The sequence below is a fragment of the Virgibacillus pantothenticus genome (assembly GCF_018075365.1).
Lineage (GTDB): Bacteria > Bacillota > Bacilli > Bacillales > Amphibacillaceae > Virgibacillus > Virgibacillus pantothenticus.
In genome coordinates this window covers 4630249-4646678 of the sequence record NZ_CP073011.1, presented here as the reverse complement: position 1 = coordinate 4646678, position 16430 = coordinate 4630249, and the positions used below count along the sequence as shown (strand labels likewise).

At 36.0% G+C, this 16430-nt stretch carries 11 protein-coding genes and 1 pseudogene; 4 read left to right on the top strand and 8 right to left on the bottom strand.

The window, feature by feature from the left end:
• The first annotated feature begins 172 nt into the window (after positions 1 to 172).
• The 4 genes from KBP50_RS21440 (at position 173) to KBP50_RS21425 (ending at position 5072) form a co-directional block, all read left to right on the top strand.
• A complete protein-coding gene (locus KBP50_RS21440; RefSeq protein WP_050350671.1) occupies positions 173 to 1972 on the top strand; it encodes a BlaR1 family beta-lactam sensor/signal transducer in 1800 nt (599 codons plus the stop codon).
• 59 nt (positions 1973 to 2031) lie between these two features.
• Positions 2032 to 2421 (top strand): penicillinase repressor BlaI, encoded by a 390-nt coding sequence (blaI, locus tag KBP50_RS21435; RefSeq protein WP_050350672.1) that lies wholly within the window; start codon positions 2032 to 2034, stop codon positions 2419 to 2421.
• A 366-nt stretch (positions 2422 to 2787) separates the two neighbouring features.
• Positions 2788 to 3834, top strand: coding sequence for an ArsR/SmtB family transcription factor (locus KBP50_RS21430; protein ID WP_373314151.1), 1047 nt, complete (start codon positions 2788 to 2790; stop codon positions 3832 to 3834).
• Between the two features lie 14 nt (positions 3835 to 3848).
• Positions 3849 to 5072 (top strand): MFS transporter, encoded by a 1224-nt coding sequence (locus tag KBP50_RS21425; protein ID WP_050350673.1) that lies wholly within the window; start codon positions 3849 to 3851, stop codon positions 5070 to 5072.
• Between the two features lie 263 nt (positions 5073 to 5335).
• On the opposite strand, the pseudogene KBP50_RS21420 reads toward KBP50_RS21425, so the two are convergent.
• The 8 genes and pseudogenes from KBP50_RS21420 to cas6 all read right to left on the bottom strand — a co-directional run bounded on the left by KBP50_RS21420 (position 5336) and on the right by cas6 (position 16032).
• A pseudogene (locus KBP50_RS21420) lies at positions 5336 to 6019 on the bottom strand (aspartate/glutamate racemase family protein).
• Between the two features lie 200 nt (positions 6020 to 6219).
• Positions 6220 to 7920, bottom strand: coding sequence for a TIGR03986 family type III CRISPR-associated RAMP protein (locus KBP50_RS21415; RefSeq protein WP_050350674.1), 1701 nt, complete (start codon positions 7918 to 7920; stop codon positions 6220 to 6222).
• Positions 7901 to 8467 carry a type III-D CRISPR-associated protein Csx19 gene (gene csx19, locus KBP50_RS21410; RefSeq protein WP_050350675.1) on the bottom strand — a complete coding sequence of 189 codons (567 nt, stop codon included), beginning with the start codon at positions 8465 to 8467 and terminating at the stop codon, positions 7901 to 7903. The genes KBP50_RS21415 and csx19 overlap by 20 nt, the downstream gene beginning before the upstream one ends.
• Complete coding sequence (locus KBP50_RS21405) at positions 8448 to 9761, bottom strand: RAMP superfamily CRISPR-associated protein (protein ID WP_050350676.1); 1314 nt, start codon at positions 9759 to 9761, stop codon at positions 8448 to 8450. Before KBP50_RS21405 ends, csx19 begins: the two co-directional genes overlap by 20 nt.
• The gene (locus KBP50_RS21400) at positions 9736 to 11841 is read right to left on the bottom strand and encodes an RAMP superfamily CRISPR-associated protein (RefSeq protein ID WP_050350677.1); all 2106 of its coding nucleotides are present in this window, start codon (positions 11839 to 11841) and stop codon (positions 9736 to 9738) included. Before KBP50_RS21400 ends, KBP50_RS21405 begins: the two co-directional genes overlap by 26 nt.
• Positions 11828 to 14236 carry a DUF6602 domain-containing protein gene (locus KBP50_RS21395; RefSeq protein ID WP_050350678.1) on the bottom strand — a complete coding sequence of 803 codons (2409 nt, stop codon included), beginning with the start codon at positions 14234 to 14236 and terminating at the stop codon, positions 11828 to 11830. The genes KBP50_RS21400 and KBP50_RS21395 overlap by 14 nt, the downstream gene beginning before the upstream one ends.
• Positions 14211 to 15113, bottom strand: a complete 903-nt coding sequence (locus tag KBP50_RS21390; protein ID WP_050350679.1) for a DUF6602 domain-containing protein — start codon at positions 15111 to 15113, stop codon at positions 14211 to 14213. Before KBP50_RS21390 ends, KBP50_RS21395 begins: the two co-directional genes overlap by 26 nt.
• Before the next feature lie 10 nt (positions 15114 to 15123).
• Positions 15124 to 16032 carry a CRISPR system precrRNA processing endoribonuclease RAMP protein Cas6 gene (gene cas6 / locus KBP50_RS21385; protein WP_050350680.1) on the bottom strand — a complete coding sequence of 303 codons (909 nt, stop codon included), beginning with the start codon at positions 16030 to 16032 and terminating at the stop codon, positions 15124 to 15126.
• Between the last annotated feature and the right edge of the window lie 398 nt (positions 16033 to 16430).

The window sequence follows — 16430 nt, the reverse complement described above, 5'->3', positions numbered from 1 at the left end:
GTCAAGTGAAGTCAACAAAAAATAAAAATATGCCATTTATTCTAATACTATAGGAAACCATCACGTCTAGCATTCTTCGAGTCACTATCTATCCATAAAAATAAATTCCTAATTTTTAATCATTATTGTCAAAACCCTCATTCAACCAAAAAATTAACCTGGAGGGGAATTCATGTTCTTTACGCTTTTTATTACGGGATTGCTTGTTTCTTCCTTTACGATTACTATTATTTTCCTGATTAAAAAAATATTCCAAAATCAGTTATCAGCTAAATGGCATTATAATCTATGGTTTCTCTTGCTATTTGCGTTGACACTTCCTTTTATGCCAACAAATTTAATAGCGAAATCTAACTTTATGCCATTACATACTTTTCAAGGTAATCAGCCGCATGAAAGCAATAGACCAAATGGTGGTGCTGAACAAGCGCTGGTCAAAAGCGATCATACGTGGATGCAGGCTTTTGCAACCAACGTGAATCGTCCTGATCTAGATCATTTTAATATAGTTATTGCGAGTATCTGGCTTATAGGGATATTGGTGCTCTTTATGCTTTACATTCATTCATGGTTGAAGCTCAGAAGCATAAAGCATTCAGCTATGGCGGTAGAAGATAAAGACGTGCTAGACTTATTTAGTGAATGTAAAAGGAGACTGCATATATCCAAAAAGATAAGGTTGTTACAAGCTCCACAGGCTGCATCACCGATGACCTTTGGCCTGTTCACGACATATGTGGTTCTTCCTAGCGGCTTTCAGCAATGGCTTTCTAAAGAAGAGATTAAATATATTTTACTTCATGAACTTACTCATTATAAGCATAAAGACACATTCACGAATTATCTGCTGATTTTTTACCAAATCATCTACTGGTTTAATCCGCTTATATGGATTGCTTTTCGAGCAATGCGTCTTGATAGAGAAATGGCGTGTGATACAGCTGTATTAAATAGGTTGGACAAACATGACCACGCATCGTATGGGAAAACGCTGCTTCACTTTATTCACTCGTCCTCTACCTTCAAGCCTATTTCATTAGCTAATCAGCTGAACGGTTCAAAGTCGCAAATAAAAAGGCGGATTATGAAAATTGCTGTTTATCAACCAGAGCGCAGGAGAAAAAGGCTTGTAAGTATCAGCGTTTTTATGCTAATGTTTATGGTTGTTTTTAGCCAAATTCCATTTGTATCAGCTATGACGTCTAAGCAGGATCGCTATGAATTCCACCATAACCAGATTAGCTATGAAGACTTAAGCGAATACTTTCACAATTATGAGGGCAGCTTTGTTTTATATGATAGTAATGCTGATTCCTATACCATTTACAATCAGGATCGGAGTACATTAAGGGTATCACCTAACTCCACATACAAGATATTCAGTGCATTATTAGGGTTAGAAGCAAATGTGATTAGTCCTGACCATTCAACCATGAAATGGAATGGTACTCTATATCCTTATCAGACTTGGAACCAAGATCAAAATCTTTCATCTGCTATGGCATCTTCGGTAACATGGTATTTTCAGGAGATAGATCAGATGGTGCAGGAGGATAAGATCGAAGCATACTTAAAACGGATCAACTACGGAAATCGTGATATTTCAGGAGGCTTAGCTGGATATTGGCTCGAATCCTCTCTACGGATATCTCCTGTAGAGCAGGTACAATTGCTTCATGATTTTTACACAAACCAATTCCAGTTTAAAGAAAGAAATATCCAAGCAGTAAAAGAGGCGATCCAATTAGAAAAAGCAAATGGCTCTGTCCTCTCAGGTAAAACAGGGACAGGCAGCGTGAATGAGAAAAACACAAACGGCTGGTTTATTGGCTATGTAGAGGCAAAGGGGAATACGTACTTTTTTGCCACCAATATTCAGCGAGACGATCATGCTTCTGGACGCGAAGCAACGGATATAACGCTATCGATTTTAAAGGATAAACACATCTATATACCAGATGAGAATTTTTAACTAATCGATGGAGACATTCTAAAGCGTAGCTCTCAGAAAGAATAGGGAGGAAATTAGCAATGACAAAGCATGTACCAAAAATATCGGAAGCTGAGTGGGAAGTCATGGAATCGTTATGGAAACGATCCCCACAGCCGCAAACAGCTAATGAAGTATATAAAGCTTTACAGGGGCATACCGACTGGAGTCCTAAAACAGTGCGCACACTCTTAGATCGACTTGTTCAAAAAGAGGTTGTTGGTGTAAATCGGGATACAAAGGTTTATACGTTTTTCCCTTTGTATTCACAGGATGAATGTCAGCGAACGGAAGCGAAATCTTTTATTCAGCGAATTTATGGAGGAGCATTTAAATCACTCCTCGTTCAGTTTATGGAGGAAGAGTCTTTATCTGATGAGGAAATTAACGAACTACGCTCTATTTTAGATAAGAAAGCAAAAGATAAATAGTAGACAAAACAAGCAGGGGAGTGTGAATTCCTGCTTGTTTTTTGGTTTTCGTTTTATAAATTTGGTTATACCAGCTGATATTTGTAAAGGGGAGTGTTAGCATAGTCCGCCTCTTTGCGATAATCTAATTAATGTTTAGGTCTGCTTTCTTTTGCTAACAAGCTTCCTTAATTTTTAGTTTCCTCTCTCGGTCTATTTTTTCTTGCTTATAACAGATAACGATACAATCCTTTTATATGCATTCCTAAATTGACAATGAACAATCGAAAATAGATGGTGTCTAAATTCTAAATATATCGAACCATATATCCAATATATTTAGAATTTATGTTACTATATAAATGAAATAACGTTGGAGGTGGTAAAGTGGATCATATTTTGCAACTTACTAGTAGAAAAAGGGAGACATACAACGTTCATTTAACGTACTCCCTGCTATGGGAAAGTGCTTTGGGTATAGCAGCAATTACAAATAAAAAACTGATTAACACACTGGAAAGACCAGAAAAATATTGGGGTGAAATAAAGAAATCAATCTCTGACGGACTATTGGAACAACTAGAGTTTGTTGAACAAAATAATACATGGAAGTCATTGTTGCAAATCCTTCATCAACGGGAGTTTAAAGATTTATCGGAATTTATCATTTATATTAACGGACTGCAAGAAACGGAGCTAAGATTCATATGTTTGCCGTTTATCGGAAAGGACTATCAAAATTACAGAGAGAAGGCGGCTCAAGGAGAAAAGAGCTCAGTAGAAAAACTGGTTCAGGCAACAGCTAATAATTCTTTCTTCCCTACTTATATCGAATTCATTAGTCAGTGTGACATTGTCCTTTTAAAGGAACATCTTATTCAAGTAATGAGCAACTGGTATAAAGAGGTTTTAGAACGAGATGTAGCAGAGACAAGCATCATTTTAAAAAATGATTATGAAGCCAAAAAGAAGATGAGCAACAAATTAACACCAGAAGAGTTAGTACAGTGGGCAACTGGGGGTGTGACTTATGCGCCTGAGCCAAGTGTGCATCATGTTTTATTAATACCACAATATATTTACCGCCCGTGGAATATTGAAGCAGATATGGAAGAGACTAAAGTCTTCTATTATCCAGTTGCCAATGAAAGTATTACTCCTAACGATAAATATACACCAAATAATTTTTTAGTGCTAAAGCATAAGGCATTAGGTGATGAGGCAAGACTCAGAATCGTTAAATTGCTCTCAGAAGAAAATCGTACACTACAGGAGATAACAGACCAACTAGATATTGGGAAGTCGACGATTCATCATCATTTGAAAATTTTAAGAGCAGCAAAATTAGTAGAAATAGTCGGTTCAAAATATTGTTTAAAAAAAGGCGCAATGGAGCTGTTATTCAAGGAGTTAGAAGTATACTTGGAAAAGTAAGGAGGGAGGAATAATTGCCAACATCTATATTAAAGAATAAATCCTTTGTTTCCGTATGGCTTGGAAATGGAATTTCTGAATTAGGCGGGGCTTTCGGAACCTTTTGTAATTCCGTTTTAATCTATCAATTAACTGGCTCTACATTAGCTTTAAGCAGCATGTGGATCTTATATTTTATCCCTTCTCTCATTCTTCAGTTGATGATTGGTCCTTTTATTGACCGCTGGAGTCGCAAATGGATCATGGTCTTTTCTCAATGGGCGAGGGGAATTATTTTCCTAATTCCACTTCTTGCGCTATTTACGGAGACACTTTCGCCCTGGCATATATACTTGGTGCAGATTATTGTCGGGTTAATCACTCCGCTGTATGTCCCAGCAAATCAAGCAATCATACCTACTATTGTTCCTAAAGATCACTTAGAGAAAGCAAATGCTTACATAGATGGAACAGTTAGACTAATGACTTTTATGGCTCCTATCCTAGGTGGGATAGTAGTTGAATATATTGGCGTAACGCGAACGATTATTTTAGTAACTGTCTTATTGATGATAAGCGGGTTTACCCTAATGTTTATTCAAGATTCTAGGAGCGTTCAAGGGATTAGGAAAACATGGGTAAAAGAATTTGTGGAAGGTTTGTCTTACTTTTTTACTAGACCTATTATCGTTTGGTTGGGCGTGTTTTTGGGGTTTGTACAGTTTGGAGTTGGTGTAACGATGGTTACTACACTTCCATATATAACGGAGGAGCTAAATGGTAGTTATGCGGAGTACGGATACTTTATGGCTGGCTTTCCTATTGGGTATATCTTAGGGGCTATGCTAGTTGGCAAGATAACGTCCGAAAGCCGGCGTGTATTAATGCTCGGCGCATTATTTATTGGTGGACTGACATTTATGGCTTTATTTTTTAATACGAGTATTGTCCTAGGTATAGCAACGGAAATAATAGGAGGAATCGTTATGGCTATTTTTAGCATCCATAATATGACAATATGCCAAAAAGCGATACCTCATGATGTAATGGGAAAAGTATTCTCTGTGCGTTTATTCATCATTAGAGGTATTATGCCTTTAGGCGTTCTCGCTGGCGGTTATTTAAGTGAGATATGGGGAGTCCGTTCCTTATATTTATTCATAGGTTCTATCATTTGCATCGTTTCTTTAGTAGGAATCATTCTTCCGTATTTCAAGTTTATTGACAATGATAGAGCTGAACAGCGTGCAGCTTCCTAATTTTGGGTTGAGCAAATCTGTCCTAAAACTGTATACAGCTGAGGGGTTAAGATTTGCGCTCCCAGTCTAAAAAAGGCTCTATCATCACATCCATATTTACTTATTCAATAGAACAGTAAAAGTAATCCTTTTTGGACCTTCTGCCCATCATATCACAAGGCAATAGACATTCCATATCGTTTTTCTAAAAAATGCACCATGCCCTCTTTAAAAAAATTGGCAAGGTCTACAGATAGTTCAGCTGCAAAGAAGCAAATTTTATTCTAAGAGCTTTCTTCTTTTAAAGCCTCATGTACTGCTTCAATTGCATGGATAGCTGTTGTATCAAACAATGGAACTTCAGAATCTTCAGTCTTAATTAATAAACCAATTTCCGTACACCCTAAAATGATCCCTTCAGCACCATTATTAACCAGATCTTGTATCACATTTTTATAATAATTTTTGGATGATTGCTCCATTTTCCCTAAACATAGCTCTTCATAAATAACTTTGTTGACATGGCTACGAGCTTCCTTATCTGGCACTATAACTTTAATACCATTCGATTCGATTCTAGATTTATAAAAATCTTGTTCCATCGTATATTTGGTGCCAAGCAACCCAACTGTTTTGATATTAGAATTTTGAATATGAGTCGCTGTTGCATCAGCAATATGTAATACAGGAATCGTTATCCTCGCTTTAATATAATCAATTACTTTATGCATCTTATTCGTGCAAACTACTATAAATTCTGCGCCTGCTTTTTCTAAAGATGATGCTGCTTTTCCTAATGCTTTACCTGCTGCTTGATAACGTTCCATCTCGTCAAAGTCAACACTATAAAGTACGCATTTTGCTGAATGTAATCCACCCAACCTTCCTTTTACTTCTTCGTTAATTATTCGGTAATACTCTACCGAGGGTTCTCAACTCATTCCGCCTATAAGTCCAATAGTTTTCATCACAATTCCTTAATTCAAATGATCTATACCTGTTAGTGAATTTTACTTAGCGTATAATCTAAATTGATTCGTCGAGTATAAATTTTAACGTTTGTTGAAAGAAATTCACTTTCTTTATAGGCATTGGTTGTATAGCGTTTAACATATTGCTGCGAATCTTTGAGGAACTTTATGTGCTCTCAAGATTCGCGCAGGATAAATTATACTTTATTTATTTTTAACCATTTATGTGATTTGGTTGAAACTTCCTCTTCAATAGTAGGTAAGACTTTCTTAAACCCGTTTCTTGTCTTGTTTTTATTAAACCATTGGTGGGAAGCTAAATCATTCGGCTTTCCTTCCTGTGATGATTTTTCTACCTTTGGATAGGTAACTGTATTTTTAGCGAAACCTGGTTGATATCGTAATATTCTTAATAAATCGGATGCTTGGTTAATTTGAGCTTCCGCTATGTTTTTTCTTTGTTGGTCAGTTTTGAGATCGTAAGCGCCTGTGTTTTCGTTAATTTTCCTAGTTTGGATGCTATCAATTGTAATTCGTATACTGCCAAATCCTAATGGCTTTCCTCGACCAATTTTATGAGCATGCTCTTTAGAATCGTTAATATCTAGAACGTTACATAATTGGTTTAATTCTTTTTCTGTTAGTCGTTCAAAATAAACGGTGAAATTGAATCTGTTTCCTTTATCAAGCGGTGATATTGTCGTTTCCATTTCTTCCTTATCTGTAGTTTTTAAAGGATAATGTTTAGGTTCATGGTGCCAATAAAATTTCCGCCCACGTATTTTCACTTCACTTGATTTTAAAGGCCTCCGTTTTTCTTGAATATAGTCGTAGTCGTATGTCCAGTAGGAATTATTTTTTGGTTTTTCAGTATAAAATTCGACTGCTCCAGGCTTCGGTTCTCCTAAGGCAGGTAAGGTCATTTTATCTAAAAATGTACAGTCTTTTTGTATTGTTGCATCACTAAAGCGAATTCTAGAAACTTGCATTTCTTGTTGGTTGACAAAACCAAACAAATGACAAGCAGGGCAAATTGCTTGTTTGCATTCGCAAGGCTGATATTCCCCTTGAGCTTTTAAAATGTCTATAAGTGTATTTTTAAAAACCTCTTGAGAAAGGGCGGCGGGTGCCAAATGACTAATGTTCCCATTTGCGTCTGTTGAATAATATACGGGTAACTTTATACTCCTATCCGTATCCATAAGCATGCTACGTAACATATACTTATATTGGATGTAGCCACTATGTTCTTCATTTTTGTCATTATTCCGTTCATATAATTCTAATACTTTTAATAAATATTCAATTTCTATTTCTTCTATCTTATAAGTTTTTCTTAGAGGTTGAAAGACAAAAATGGGTTTCCCGTTAGGTCCTTTCTCACTTAAGTGAACAAAGCCTTCCTTACCATCTGGAATTTGTTTTTTATAAAAAATTCTATTATTTTTAGAGTATAAAGTATCTCCTTCAGATAGAATAATAGATTTAGGTTCGATATCATACGGTGTGGTCTTTATTATTTTTCCACATTGAATTAACTTCCAACCTTCATCCGTTTTAAAAAGCAAACCTGGGTGTTTTGCATCCATGGATCGTCTATGAAATGACCCCTCATTCACTTGTGACAAACAGCCATTAAACGCTGCTTCAAAGACGCTACGAATGGTCCCACGTATTTCTGAACCTGGGATGACAGGTTTTTCATCTTCTGGATAGTGGAAAAATGCTTCTTTATCTTTGCTATCTGGTATAAATACAGGTGTCAATGTTTCTAACGTACACTCTATTTTTCCTGTTAGCAAGCCAACTTTACGATTACTTTTTTTGTCACATATACCTTCTAGCGGGACAAAATTATATGGATTTACAAAACGTTTATTATTTTTTTTGTTGCTCATCTGTCTTTTCCTCCTTCCATAGTTGATACTCGACTAAGCGATCGTCTACTACGTGATAAGTAAAAGATTGTTCATTTGCTAAGTCCCAATCTTGAAACGCAATATATTTACGGAAAACTAGACCTACCTTTTGTTTCTCTTCGTATGAATGAGGAAGGGCGATACGAGATCCGCGTTGTTCGGTTAAAATTGACCAGCCATTTTCGCATTGTTCTACTTTCCCCCATAGTAGGTATGTTTCATCAATGCGAGTTATTTTCCCCTTTTTATGATCTGTGTCTTTTCGTTCACGCCATACGAATTCACCATGCATCCGTGTGATTTTGATTTCCTTATCTTTGTTAAAAATACGTACCTCCTGGATAAATTCGGCGGTAGGAATTTCTTGGTCGTAAAGTTTAATAATTTTCGATGCTACCTCTCCTAAAAAAACGCCATAATCGGTTACTACATAAAGCTGCCCGTTGTTTAACTTAATAAAATTTATTAATTCATCAGTTTTTAGTTTTCCTTTCGTGATTGTAGAATTACACCGTGCTAGTTTCATGTTTTACACCATCCTTTATCCATGTCAAAGCACTCTTTTGATAGATACGCCAGTCCTTAACAGGATCATTTTCGCCGTCCATTTCAAAAACTCCTCGTCCTACTGCAATTTCACCACCGATTGCTAGAAATCCATGCATTAAGTCTTGAATTAACCAGTGTAATATTCCCTTTATAATAGGGTCGTAACAACTATCTTTTCGCCATCGAATGACTAAGCTCGTCTTTCCTTTACAGACAGATTCACCTGTAAATAAAGCACCATGTATGGTAGCACCAGAGAAACGATCAATTGCATTTCTTGTGATCTTGAACGGTGTTGCCTCTTCAATGACGGATTCTTCAAAAGTTAATCGAGAGGGATTTGTTTGCTTTTTATCATGTTTACTACCAAATATCTCTTCAATCTTTTCTGAAACTTCCAAATCACCTATTATCTCACGAGCGATTTGTTTTAAACGGTGACGAAATGCCCCAGCCCATGTTGTACCAGGGATAACAGGCTTATTATTAGCACGTAAATATGTGTAGTCATTTTCATTTGTCTTGTAATCACGAATTAGTAATGTTTGTTTAATTTTAAGAGGAACTATAACTTCGTGAAACTGCTTTTCAATTTTAATGTAATTATTAAGTGAAGATTTTTCTTTGTAAATCTTCTCCCATGACCATTTTAGCCACTCTTTCACTGTTGTTGTATCAGTATAAAGAAACTCTTTTTGTTTCACTTCTTTAACTTTTAATTTTCCGTAACCACGATTCGTTTTTCCGCCAAATGTTAATTCACCATGGTTAATTGCGCTAACGATCGCACGAATTAACGTGTCATCATGATGACCACCTGTACTTTCACGTTCTATATATTCGAATCGCATAATAAATGGCGTACCGGTTTCAATGACTTCTACGTCAAACTTTCCCATATTGTCAGCTATTTTATTCTCCGTTAGCTTTACATGATCACGTATCGTAATCTGGGGGTCTTTAAATTGTAAGTCAGATATAAAAATACGGCTTTGAAACAAGTCACTATCTTGTTTTATTTCTTCTTTTTTTCTGGCACCAAACAAGGAGTCGATTGCTGTTTCGTCCATACTATTAGCGTGTAACCATTGCCGACATGCACCAGCCACTGCAGTACCTGCTAGAAAAGGAGTTCCCTTATAATCACGTAAAATATCCATGTCAGAAAAATCATCTTCACCTGATCCTGCCAAGAGAGGAGAAGTTAATTCTCCTTCGACTTGAATATACGTACGTTTCGTAATTTTATTTTTGAGTGGTTTCTTTTCCAACTTTTCTCACCTCCAGTTTTATCGTGTGGAAGAAAGCATCAATAAAAACTTTAGTTTGGTTTTTCAATTTTTTATCACCTATATCTTTTAAAGGATCCGGAAATGACTTTGGCAAAGCAAAGTTATTTTCTTCGCATCTCACATACTGCTCTAATTGATATATTTTTGATTTACTGTACTGTTTTAACTCGTCTAACATTTCTTTTGCCAAATGGATGGCTTCCTTATTATAAAGGGTATCTTTGTTACGTTTTTCTATGGCTCGCTCAATATAGCGGACACAATCGAGAGGATGATCTATTTTAGTTGATTGTTTTCCTTGTAACTTTTTGCTCATGGAAATACAGCCTAATTCATTCGGTGTATCCTCATACTGCAGAACTTGTATTTCCCCAAAACCTTCCCCAATTTCTGTCCCCCATTGTTGTTTTTCTATTAAAGACCAATCGACTTCCTTATTTTCTGTTGAGACAATAAGGACTGTACCTGCATCTAAGGCTTGCTTTTCTTGCTTTGGTAAGCGCCATTTCGCGTTGTACCCAGTTAACACCGTCTCTTTGATATACATCTTTTCAATGTTTAACGCTGCTCCTATTTCTCTTTCGAATTGGGCAATTAAGAGCTCGACATCAGCGACGTATCGCCCTATCTCATTTTGTAATGTGAGAGGGGTTGCCAAATAAATCGCCACTTTGTTATCCCCTTTTTTTGCTTTTAAAAAGCCCCCCATATGAGGTTCTTTATTCACTACATCCACTTTCGCAGCGCCATATTCAGCGGTACGTGAACGACCGAGGTGAATAGTGTCATTTACGCCCTTTAATAACGAAACGAGTAGTTGGACATCTTTTTGTTTGCCTTTTAATTTCCCAATGAAACGCTGTCCTTTTTGAAGGGCTGTATAGTAATAAAATTGACCTCTTTTCCCTTCTAATTTCTCGGCACCTTTCGTATCGTTTACTGCTCGACCAATGTGACGATTATCAGGTCTTGCATGATGCATGCGAAATTCTTTTGCAGGTTCATGTAACAAGAGTTCATTTGTGTTTTCTTGCATGTAAGCAAGCGAATTTATTTTACGTAACACGGCAGTTGAATCTTTCTTAACACGCAACATTGCTCGATTTTCATTTTTTACGCGTTGTATATGAGCGGGACAAGGCATAAAAACTTTCTCATCCACTTCTGGGTACGCATAACCAAAGGAGACACCACCACGTAAAAATAGGCGCTCAAACTCTGGGTTTTTATGGGCATCCTTGCCTAAGTTATGTTTTTTAATATATAGACTTGCGAAGACGCCTAATAAAGCACTACCTGGTACGAAATCGGTACAACTGTAATAGAGCCCTTTGCTACCTGCTAATAATGTTGGTTGTTGCAACGTAATGCGGATCGCTTGGTTTACGAACTGTTCTTCTTGATGTGAACTATTTTCCTTCTTCATGAAATTACATTTTATCTCTGGTTCACCTTGAATCATTGTAAGATTACAAGTTACTTCACCTAAACCACGTGTACGTCCATATCCTAGATGACGCAAACCTTTAACACAATCGTATAATAACTTTTGTTGTTCCTCATTTTCTAGTTCTATAATACTTTTAAAAACTAATCCACGATTTATTGCACGTATCGTGCGCAACGAGCCTGTTTGAGCTTGTCCATTTTCTGTTGCGGTTTTAGTATAAAGCATTGTAAAAAGAGGTAACACTTTTGCTGCTGTATCAAGTTGTTTGATTTGTGCTAGGAAGGTATTGTAATCTTTTATTTCCTTATCTTCTTCGTTTTCAAAATAGCCTGCTGGTATCGAAGCAAGTTTCGCATCATATATTTTAAACCCAGAACGATATTGCTTTCCTGGCTCTCCAAATAGCTTGTTCACCTCACATTGAGAAGTGAAGCCCCAATCTACAAACTCTTTTGCTACTCCTCGTAATGCGCCTTTTAACCGTTTTGCGGGAATGATTGGAATCCCGTATTCATGTGTAATGTCATGATCAACAACCCCTGCAATACTGTCGCCACTTCCAGGGCTTACATCGCTATCCAGCGTAATCGTTAGTTTATACTTCCGCATATTCTTCACCCCTGTTCTTACCGAAATCTCGTAATTGTAATGCATCAAACAACAGGCGTTCATCTGAGACCTCTATTTTAACGTACCCTCGTGATTCCGCTTCTAAATTAACCAATTCCACTGCTTCCATGCCTTGCAAATACGCTTCATAAAGGGAAATCAAACGGGAATGTGGCCACGTTTCATCATCGTTATTTAAACGCTGCATCAGTTTATCCAATTCTTCTAATTCTTCTATATTGTAAATCTTCGGATCTAAGTAAGTTTGATTGTCACGTTGTTCCTCCATCATTTGCACATAACTACCACGCACTAAATAAAAATCAAAATAGCATTCTTGTATTTCATCTTTATCATTTTTAGGTTTATTTTCGTAATATACACGTTTTGCATTTTGGCAGCATTGTTCTGCGATGTCATAGGCAAGATTAAAAGGAAAGTGACTATGGACAAAGGCGACCCCAGCACAAGCAGAAATTTGGGTATTAAAATCCCCATTCTTCAGTTGATTTAAAAACTCCAACGTAAAAGGTATGGCTAAATCCCCTTGACAAATAAACGTAACGTCATCCCCATCTAAAATAAGTGGACGCAGAGGGAATTTATCTTCCTTTTCATCCGTGCTTTTGTCTGTCTCTTTTACGAATTTGTCTACTGTGTCTCTAAAGGTTTTTCTAAAATAGTCCGTAATTTGCAACGAGAGTTCACGATGTTTTTGAATAGCGGAAGTGAAATCTTCCCCTGTATCTGCTAGTTCACCATCAATCCATTGCCCCATTCCGTTACCATCAATATGTACAACACCAATATAACTATCTTCGCCCTTTTTGCGTTTTAAATCTTCCGTTTCTTCCACACAATTTTTCTCGTATTCCTTGAACACGGTATTACCATGTTTCGCTTTTCGTTTTAATTGTTGTTCTGTTGATACATTTTTGTTATCTATAAAGTCTGTTACCGGATCACCTTTAAAAGATTCTTGAGCAAAAATAGGCAGTGTTTGATTTAATTTTGTCCGCATCATTTTAGCTTTCGTATCACTTAATTTCTGCATCAGTTTTTTGTACAGTGCAGCATAACTTTTGCCGTCTTTTTCTTTTAATGAAAATGGAATGGCTTCGGTTACCATCGTAAGGGAAGCACTTTCTTTTAGTACTTTTTCTGCAAACTGGCGATTCACTTCGTTATACAATTTCCAATCTCGATAAATAACAAGGGCATTGCCGCCACCGATGTAAACAACTTCAGCCTTTATTATATCATCGTCAAAAATAAATATTTTGTCTCTTTCTTTAGCCCAACAAGTTTTCACTTTTTCAACCCTATCTTTCAAAACATCTACAAAGTGCTTTCCTACCATTTTCCCGACAATATAAGAAGCCCCAATATTCTCTTTTAAATAATTAGAGGCGAAAATATAGTCTTGAATACCAGTAATATCATAAACAGCTAACAAAAAATCACCTTTTGATGCTTCCATTCGTTTCACACATTCCTTTTTTTTATGTATTTTAATTGCATTATTGAACATATCGACATACGCTTGATGCGGGAAGAACATCGGATTGTTGATAATCATTAATAATTGGTTGAATTGGAACATAAAGGTTAATAAAGGGTTTTGTTTCACTGACTCACTATTTGATAAATTTCTTGGCAACTTAACTTGTAATTTTTTTAATTTTCTAGTTGTCTTTGCTTCTTCAATTGATTTTTTACTTAACTCCCTAAGTTCCTTATAATTTGTATCGTAACGCTTTAGATCATAATGATTAAGCTCTTCATACCAATCGCTTAATGTTTTTTCTTCATTGATTGTGATAAGATCAAGCTCATCTTTTTCATTGAGATGTAAAATAAAATCAAATGTGCGTTTAATGTCAGGTAAGAATTTTGTATTCTTTAAACTATGCATCGTACATAAAATGAAAATGGGACGTGTAGCCGTTTGCGATAATGAATCATCATTTTGTGCCTTTAATGTTCGTATATGAGAGTTTATTTTTGGCTTTAAACATTGAAATGTTTCCACCCATTTGGTTACATTATCTAAGATACTTTGATCCATGGAACGACTTTTACTTTGTACGACTGCAGCAACGGCTTCTATTGGAATGAATTGCATTTCTCCATAATTAAACACATAGGGTGTGTATTGCTCATCATAAATGGCAATGTCTACCTCAGCAGATATATGACCATCTGAATCGATAATGAAAACGCTCCGTGCTAATTTAAACTTTTTAGGTACAAGCCTTTTAAATAGTTCTAGCCAAATAAGTTCACGGCTTGTTCCTGAAGTAACATGATGATTTGGCGTTTCAAGTTGCAATTGAGATAAAATCGTTTTCGCTAATCTTTGATAATATTTATTTAGATTTCTCAGTTCCTGCATCACTAATTACCTCCTTGAATGCTTTCACATATGATTCATGGGGAAAGAAGATGGGATTATTAATGAGCATTAATAGTTGATTTAATTGAAACATTAAAGAAAGGAGTACATTTTGTTCTCCAACGTTTAAGCTTTCTAATGTTCGATTAGACTTATTTTCTTTTGAAATATTTGCTAAGACTTTTAATTTATCTTCATTCTCATAACGGTCATGACGATAATGATTTAAGCTTTCACTCCACTTATCTAATGATCTATTTTCGTTTGGAATCACTTTCTCTATTTTATGTTCATCTTTCTTTAAAACAAGATCAAATTTACTGTCTTCGTATTTACCTTCTACCGTAGTACATAAAATTGTGATTGGCCTCGTTGATGTTTGACTTTGTTTTCCGTGATTGGATTTTTTATTATATAAAATATCAATATTTGTATCTAACACACCTGATTGAATACGCACATAAGCATTCATTTCTGTCTTTAGCTTTTGAATGGATTGCAACCAAGACTCGTCCTTTTTTCCTTTTTCCTGTTCCTCCGTCTCCTCTTTCTTATCTTTTTCATTCTCACATAGCACCACCGCAGCAACAGCTTCAATTGGTATGTATTTAATGGTACCGTAATTAAAAATATACGGGGTATATTGCTCATCATAGATTGCTAGACTCACTTTTTGAGAAACTTGTTGATGAGAATCGATAATATAGACATTTTTATCTACATTAAACTTTGTTGGTACAATTCTCCTGAATACGGGCTGCCATATTTCTTCAGCGCTTGACACATCACTTTGCGCGTCAATGTTTAATTCTTCTATTAAGGTTCGTTCAAGGTTACAATAATTTTCTGCTAATTTTACAATGACTTTTTCATTCATTTCTCTCACCTCATAAATAATGAATCGTATAGTAACCAAATCCATGTGTTGGATTTCTGCCGATATGAAGCATTCTTCCTGCCTCTAAAATAGGGGTGAATGGTGTGATATCCCCTTCAAAACAAGCCCAACCGGTTATCGTATCTACTTCTAACGTATTATTTTTTTGGCTCATTGAATAGCGTTTAAACGTTGCTTGTTCCCATTCACTATTTACAACGCTTACTTTTCTAGCTTCGCTTAACATTGCTTCATTATCCCATTCTAATTTGTATCCAGCGTAGGCATGGGAAATCAAATTTACTCTTCGCGTTATCGCTCGAATGATATCTTCAAAAGAAGGGGCAGTGAGTAGTTTCTTACTTTTTTGTAAACGAAGGGGAGCAGGGAAATGTAAAAATACAAATGAAGTGGATTGCTCCTCGCAATGTAATTCATGCAGTTGTGCATTTTTTAACCATAGATGGTTTTCACACCATACGATTCGATTCGTAGTTGGATCTGTGATTTTAACTAACTTAAACGGGATACGTGCTGCACCCCAACCTAAATTTTCAATCTGTTGAATGGCTTGTGTAATTAACGTTACGCCGCTACGTGCTGGATCACCTAACAAAGTAATAGCAAATTCACAAATATCTCCCTTATGCCATGTTGTTTTACCTTTTGTTAGTACATGCAATACAAATGGGTTTATGGAACCTGCTGCATTTTTAGGTGAGACGAAATAATTTGCGTAGTCACATGTAGCTGCCAATTCACAAGTGAAGCATTTGACTTTAGGAGTAGGGCAAACCATATTGCGTAAACTATGACCAAGCAAACCTCGTACAGTTGAACCTAAATAAGGGGGAAGTTGTCCATTGCGTTGTGCTATAAATGTGGCACGTAGGGTCGTCCATTTTATATGTGAAAACATTTTCATCTTCCTTTTGTAACTTTCTAATGGCATCCATTACTTTCCACTATATCATAATTGTAGCCTTTGTAGTTTTGCAGGATGAAAAATAAAAATGGAGTACCTATTAAGGTGACGTCACTTAATGACGGAGATGTAAATGTAAAACTATTTCAGATTATATCAATTTAAATATGGCGGTGATAGACAACCCCTAAGATAAAGTTGTACTAAAATAACAGAGAGTTTCGATGTTGTTTTTTTGAAAATATTAATTAATATTCCTGGGATAGGAGCCATTTTTATGATAAATGGTGTATTGCTTCAAGTGATTATGGTAGATTTTTAGATATAGTTTCTACATTATATTTAGGGAGAGTATGTTCTGGTTCAAAGCATTAGTGATCAAAACCTGCATA

What these genes read in the sequence shown, in the direction of transcription:
- cas6 (WP_050350680.1), bottom strand. Translation starts at nt 16,032, where the DNA reads ATGTTTTCACATATAAAATGGACGACCCTACGTGCCACATTTATAGCA.
- blaI (WP_050350672.1), top strand. Translation starts at nt 2,032, where the DNA reads ATGACAAAGCATGTACCAAAAATATCGGAAGCTGAGTGGGAAGTCATG.
- KBP50_RS21400 (WP_050350677.1), bottom strand. Translation starts at nt 11,841, where the DNA reads ATGCGGAAGTATAAACTAACGATTACGCTGGATAGCGATGTAAGCCCT.
- KBP50_RS21415 (WP_050350674.1), bottom strand. Translation starts at nt 7,920, where the DNA reads ATGAGCAACAAAAAAAATAATAAACGTTTTGTAAATCCATATAATTTT.
- KBP50_RS21390 (WP_050350679.1), bottom strand. Translation starts at nt 15,113, where the DNA reads ATGAATGAAAAAGTCATTGTAAAATTAGCAGAAAATTATTGTAACCTT.
- KBP50_RS21440 (WP_050350671.1), top strand. Translation starts at nt 173, where the DNA reads ATGTTCTTTACGCTTTTTATTACGGGATTGCTTGTTTCTTCCTTTACG.
- KBP50_RS21395 (WP_050350678.1), bottom strand. Translation starts at nt 14,236, where the DNA reads ATGCAGGAACTGAGAAATCTAAATAAATATTATCAAAGATTAGCGAAA.
- csx19 (WP_050350675.1), bottom strand. Translation starts at nt 8,467, where the DNA reads ATGAAACTAGCACGGTGTAATTCTACAATCACGAAAGGAAAACTAAAA.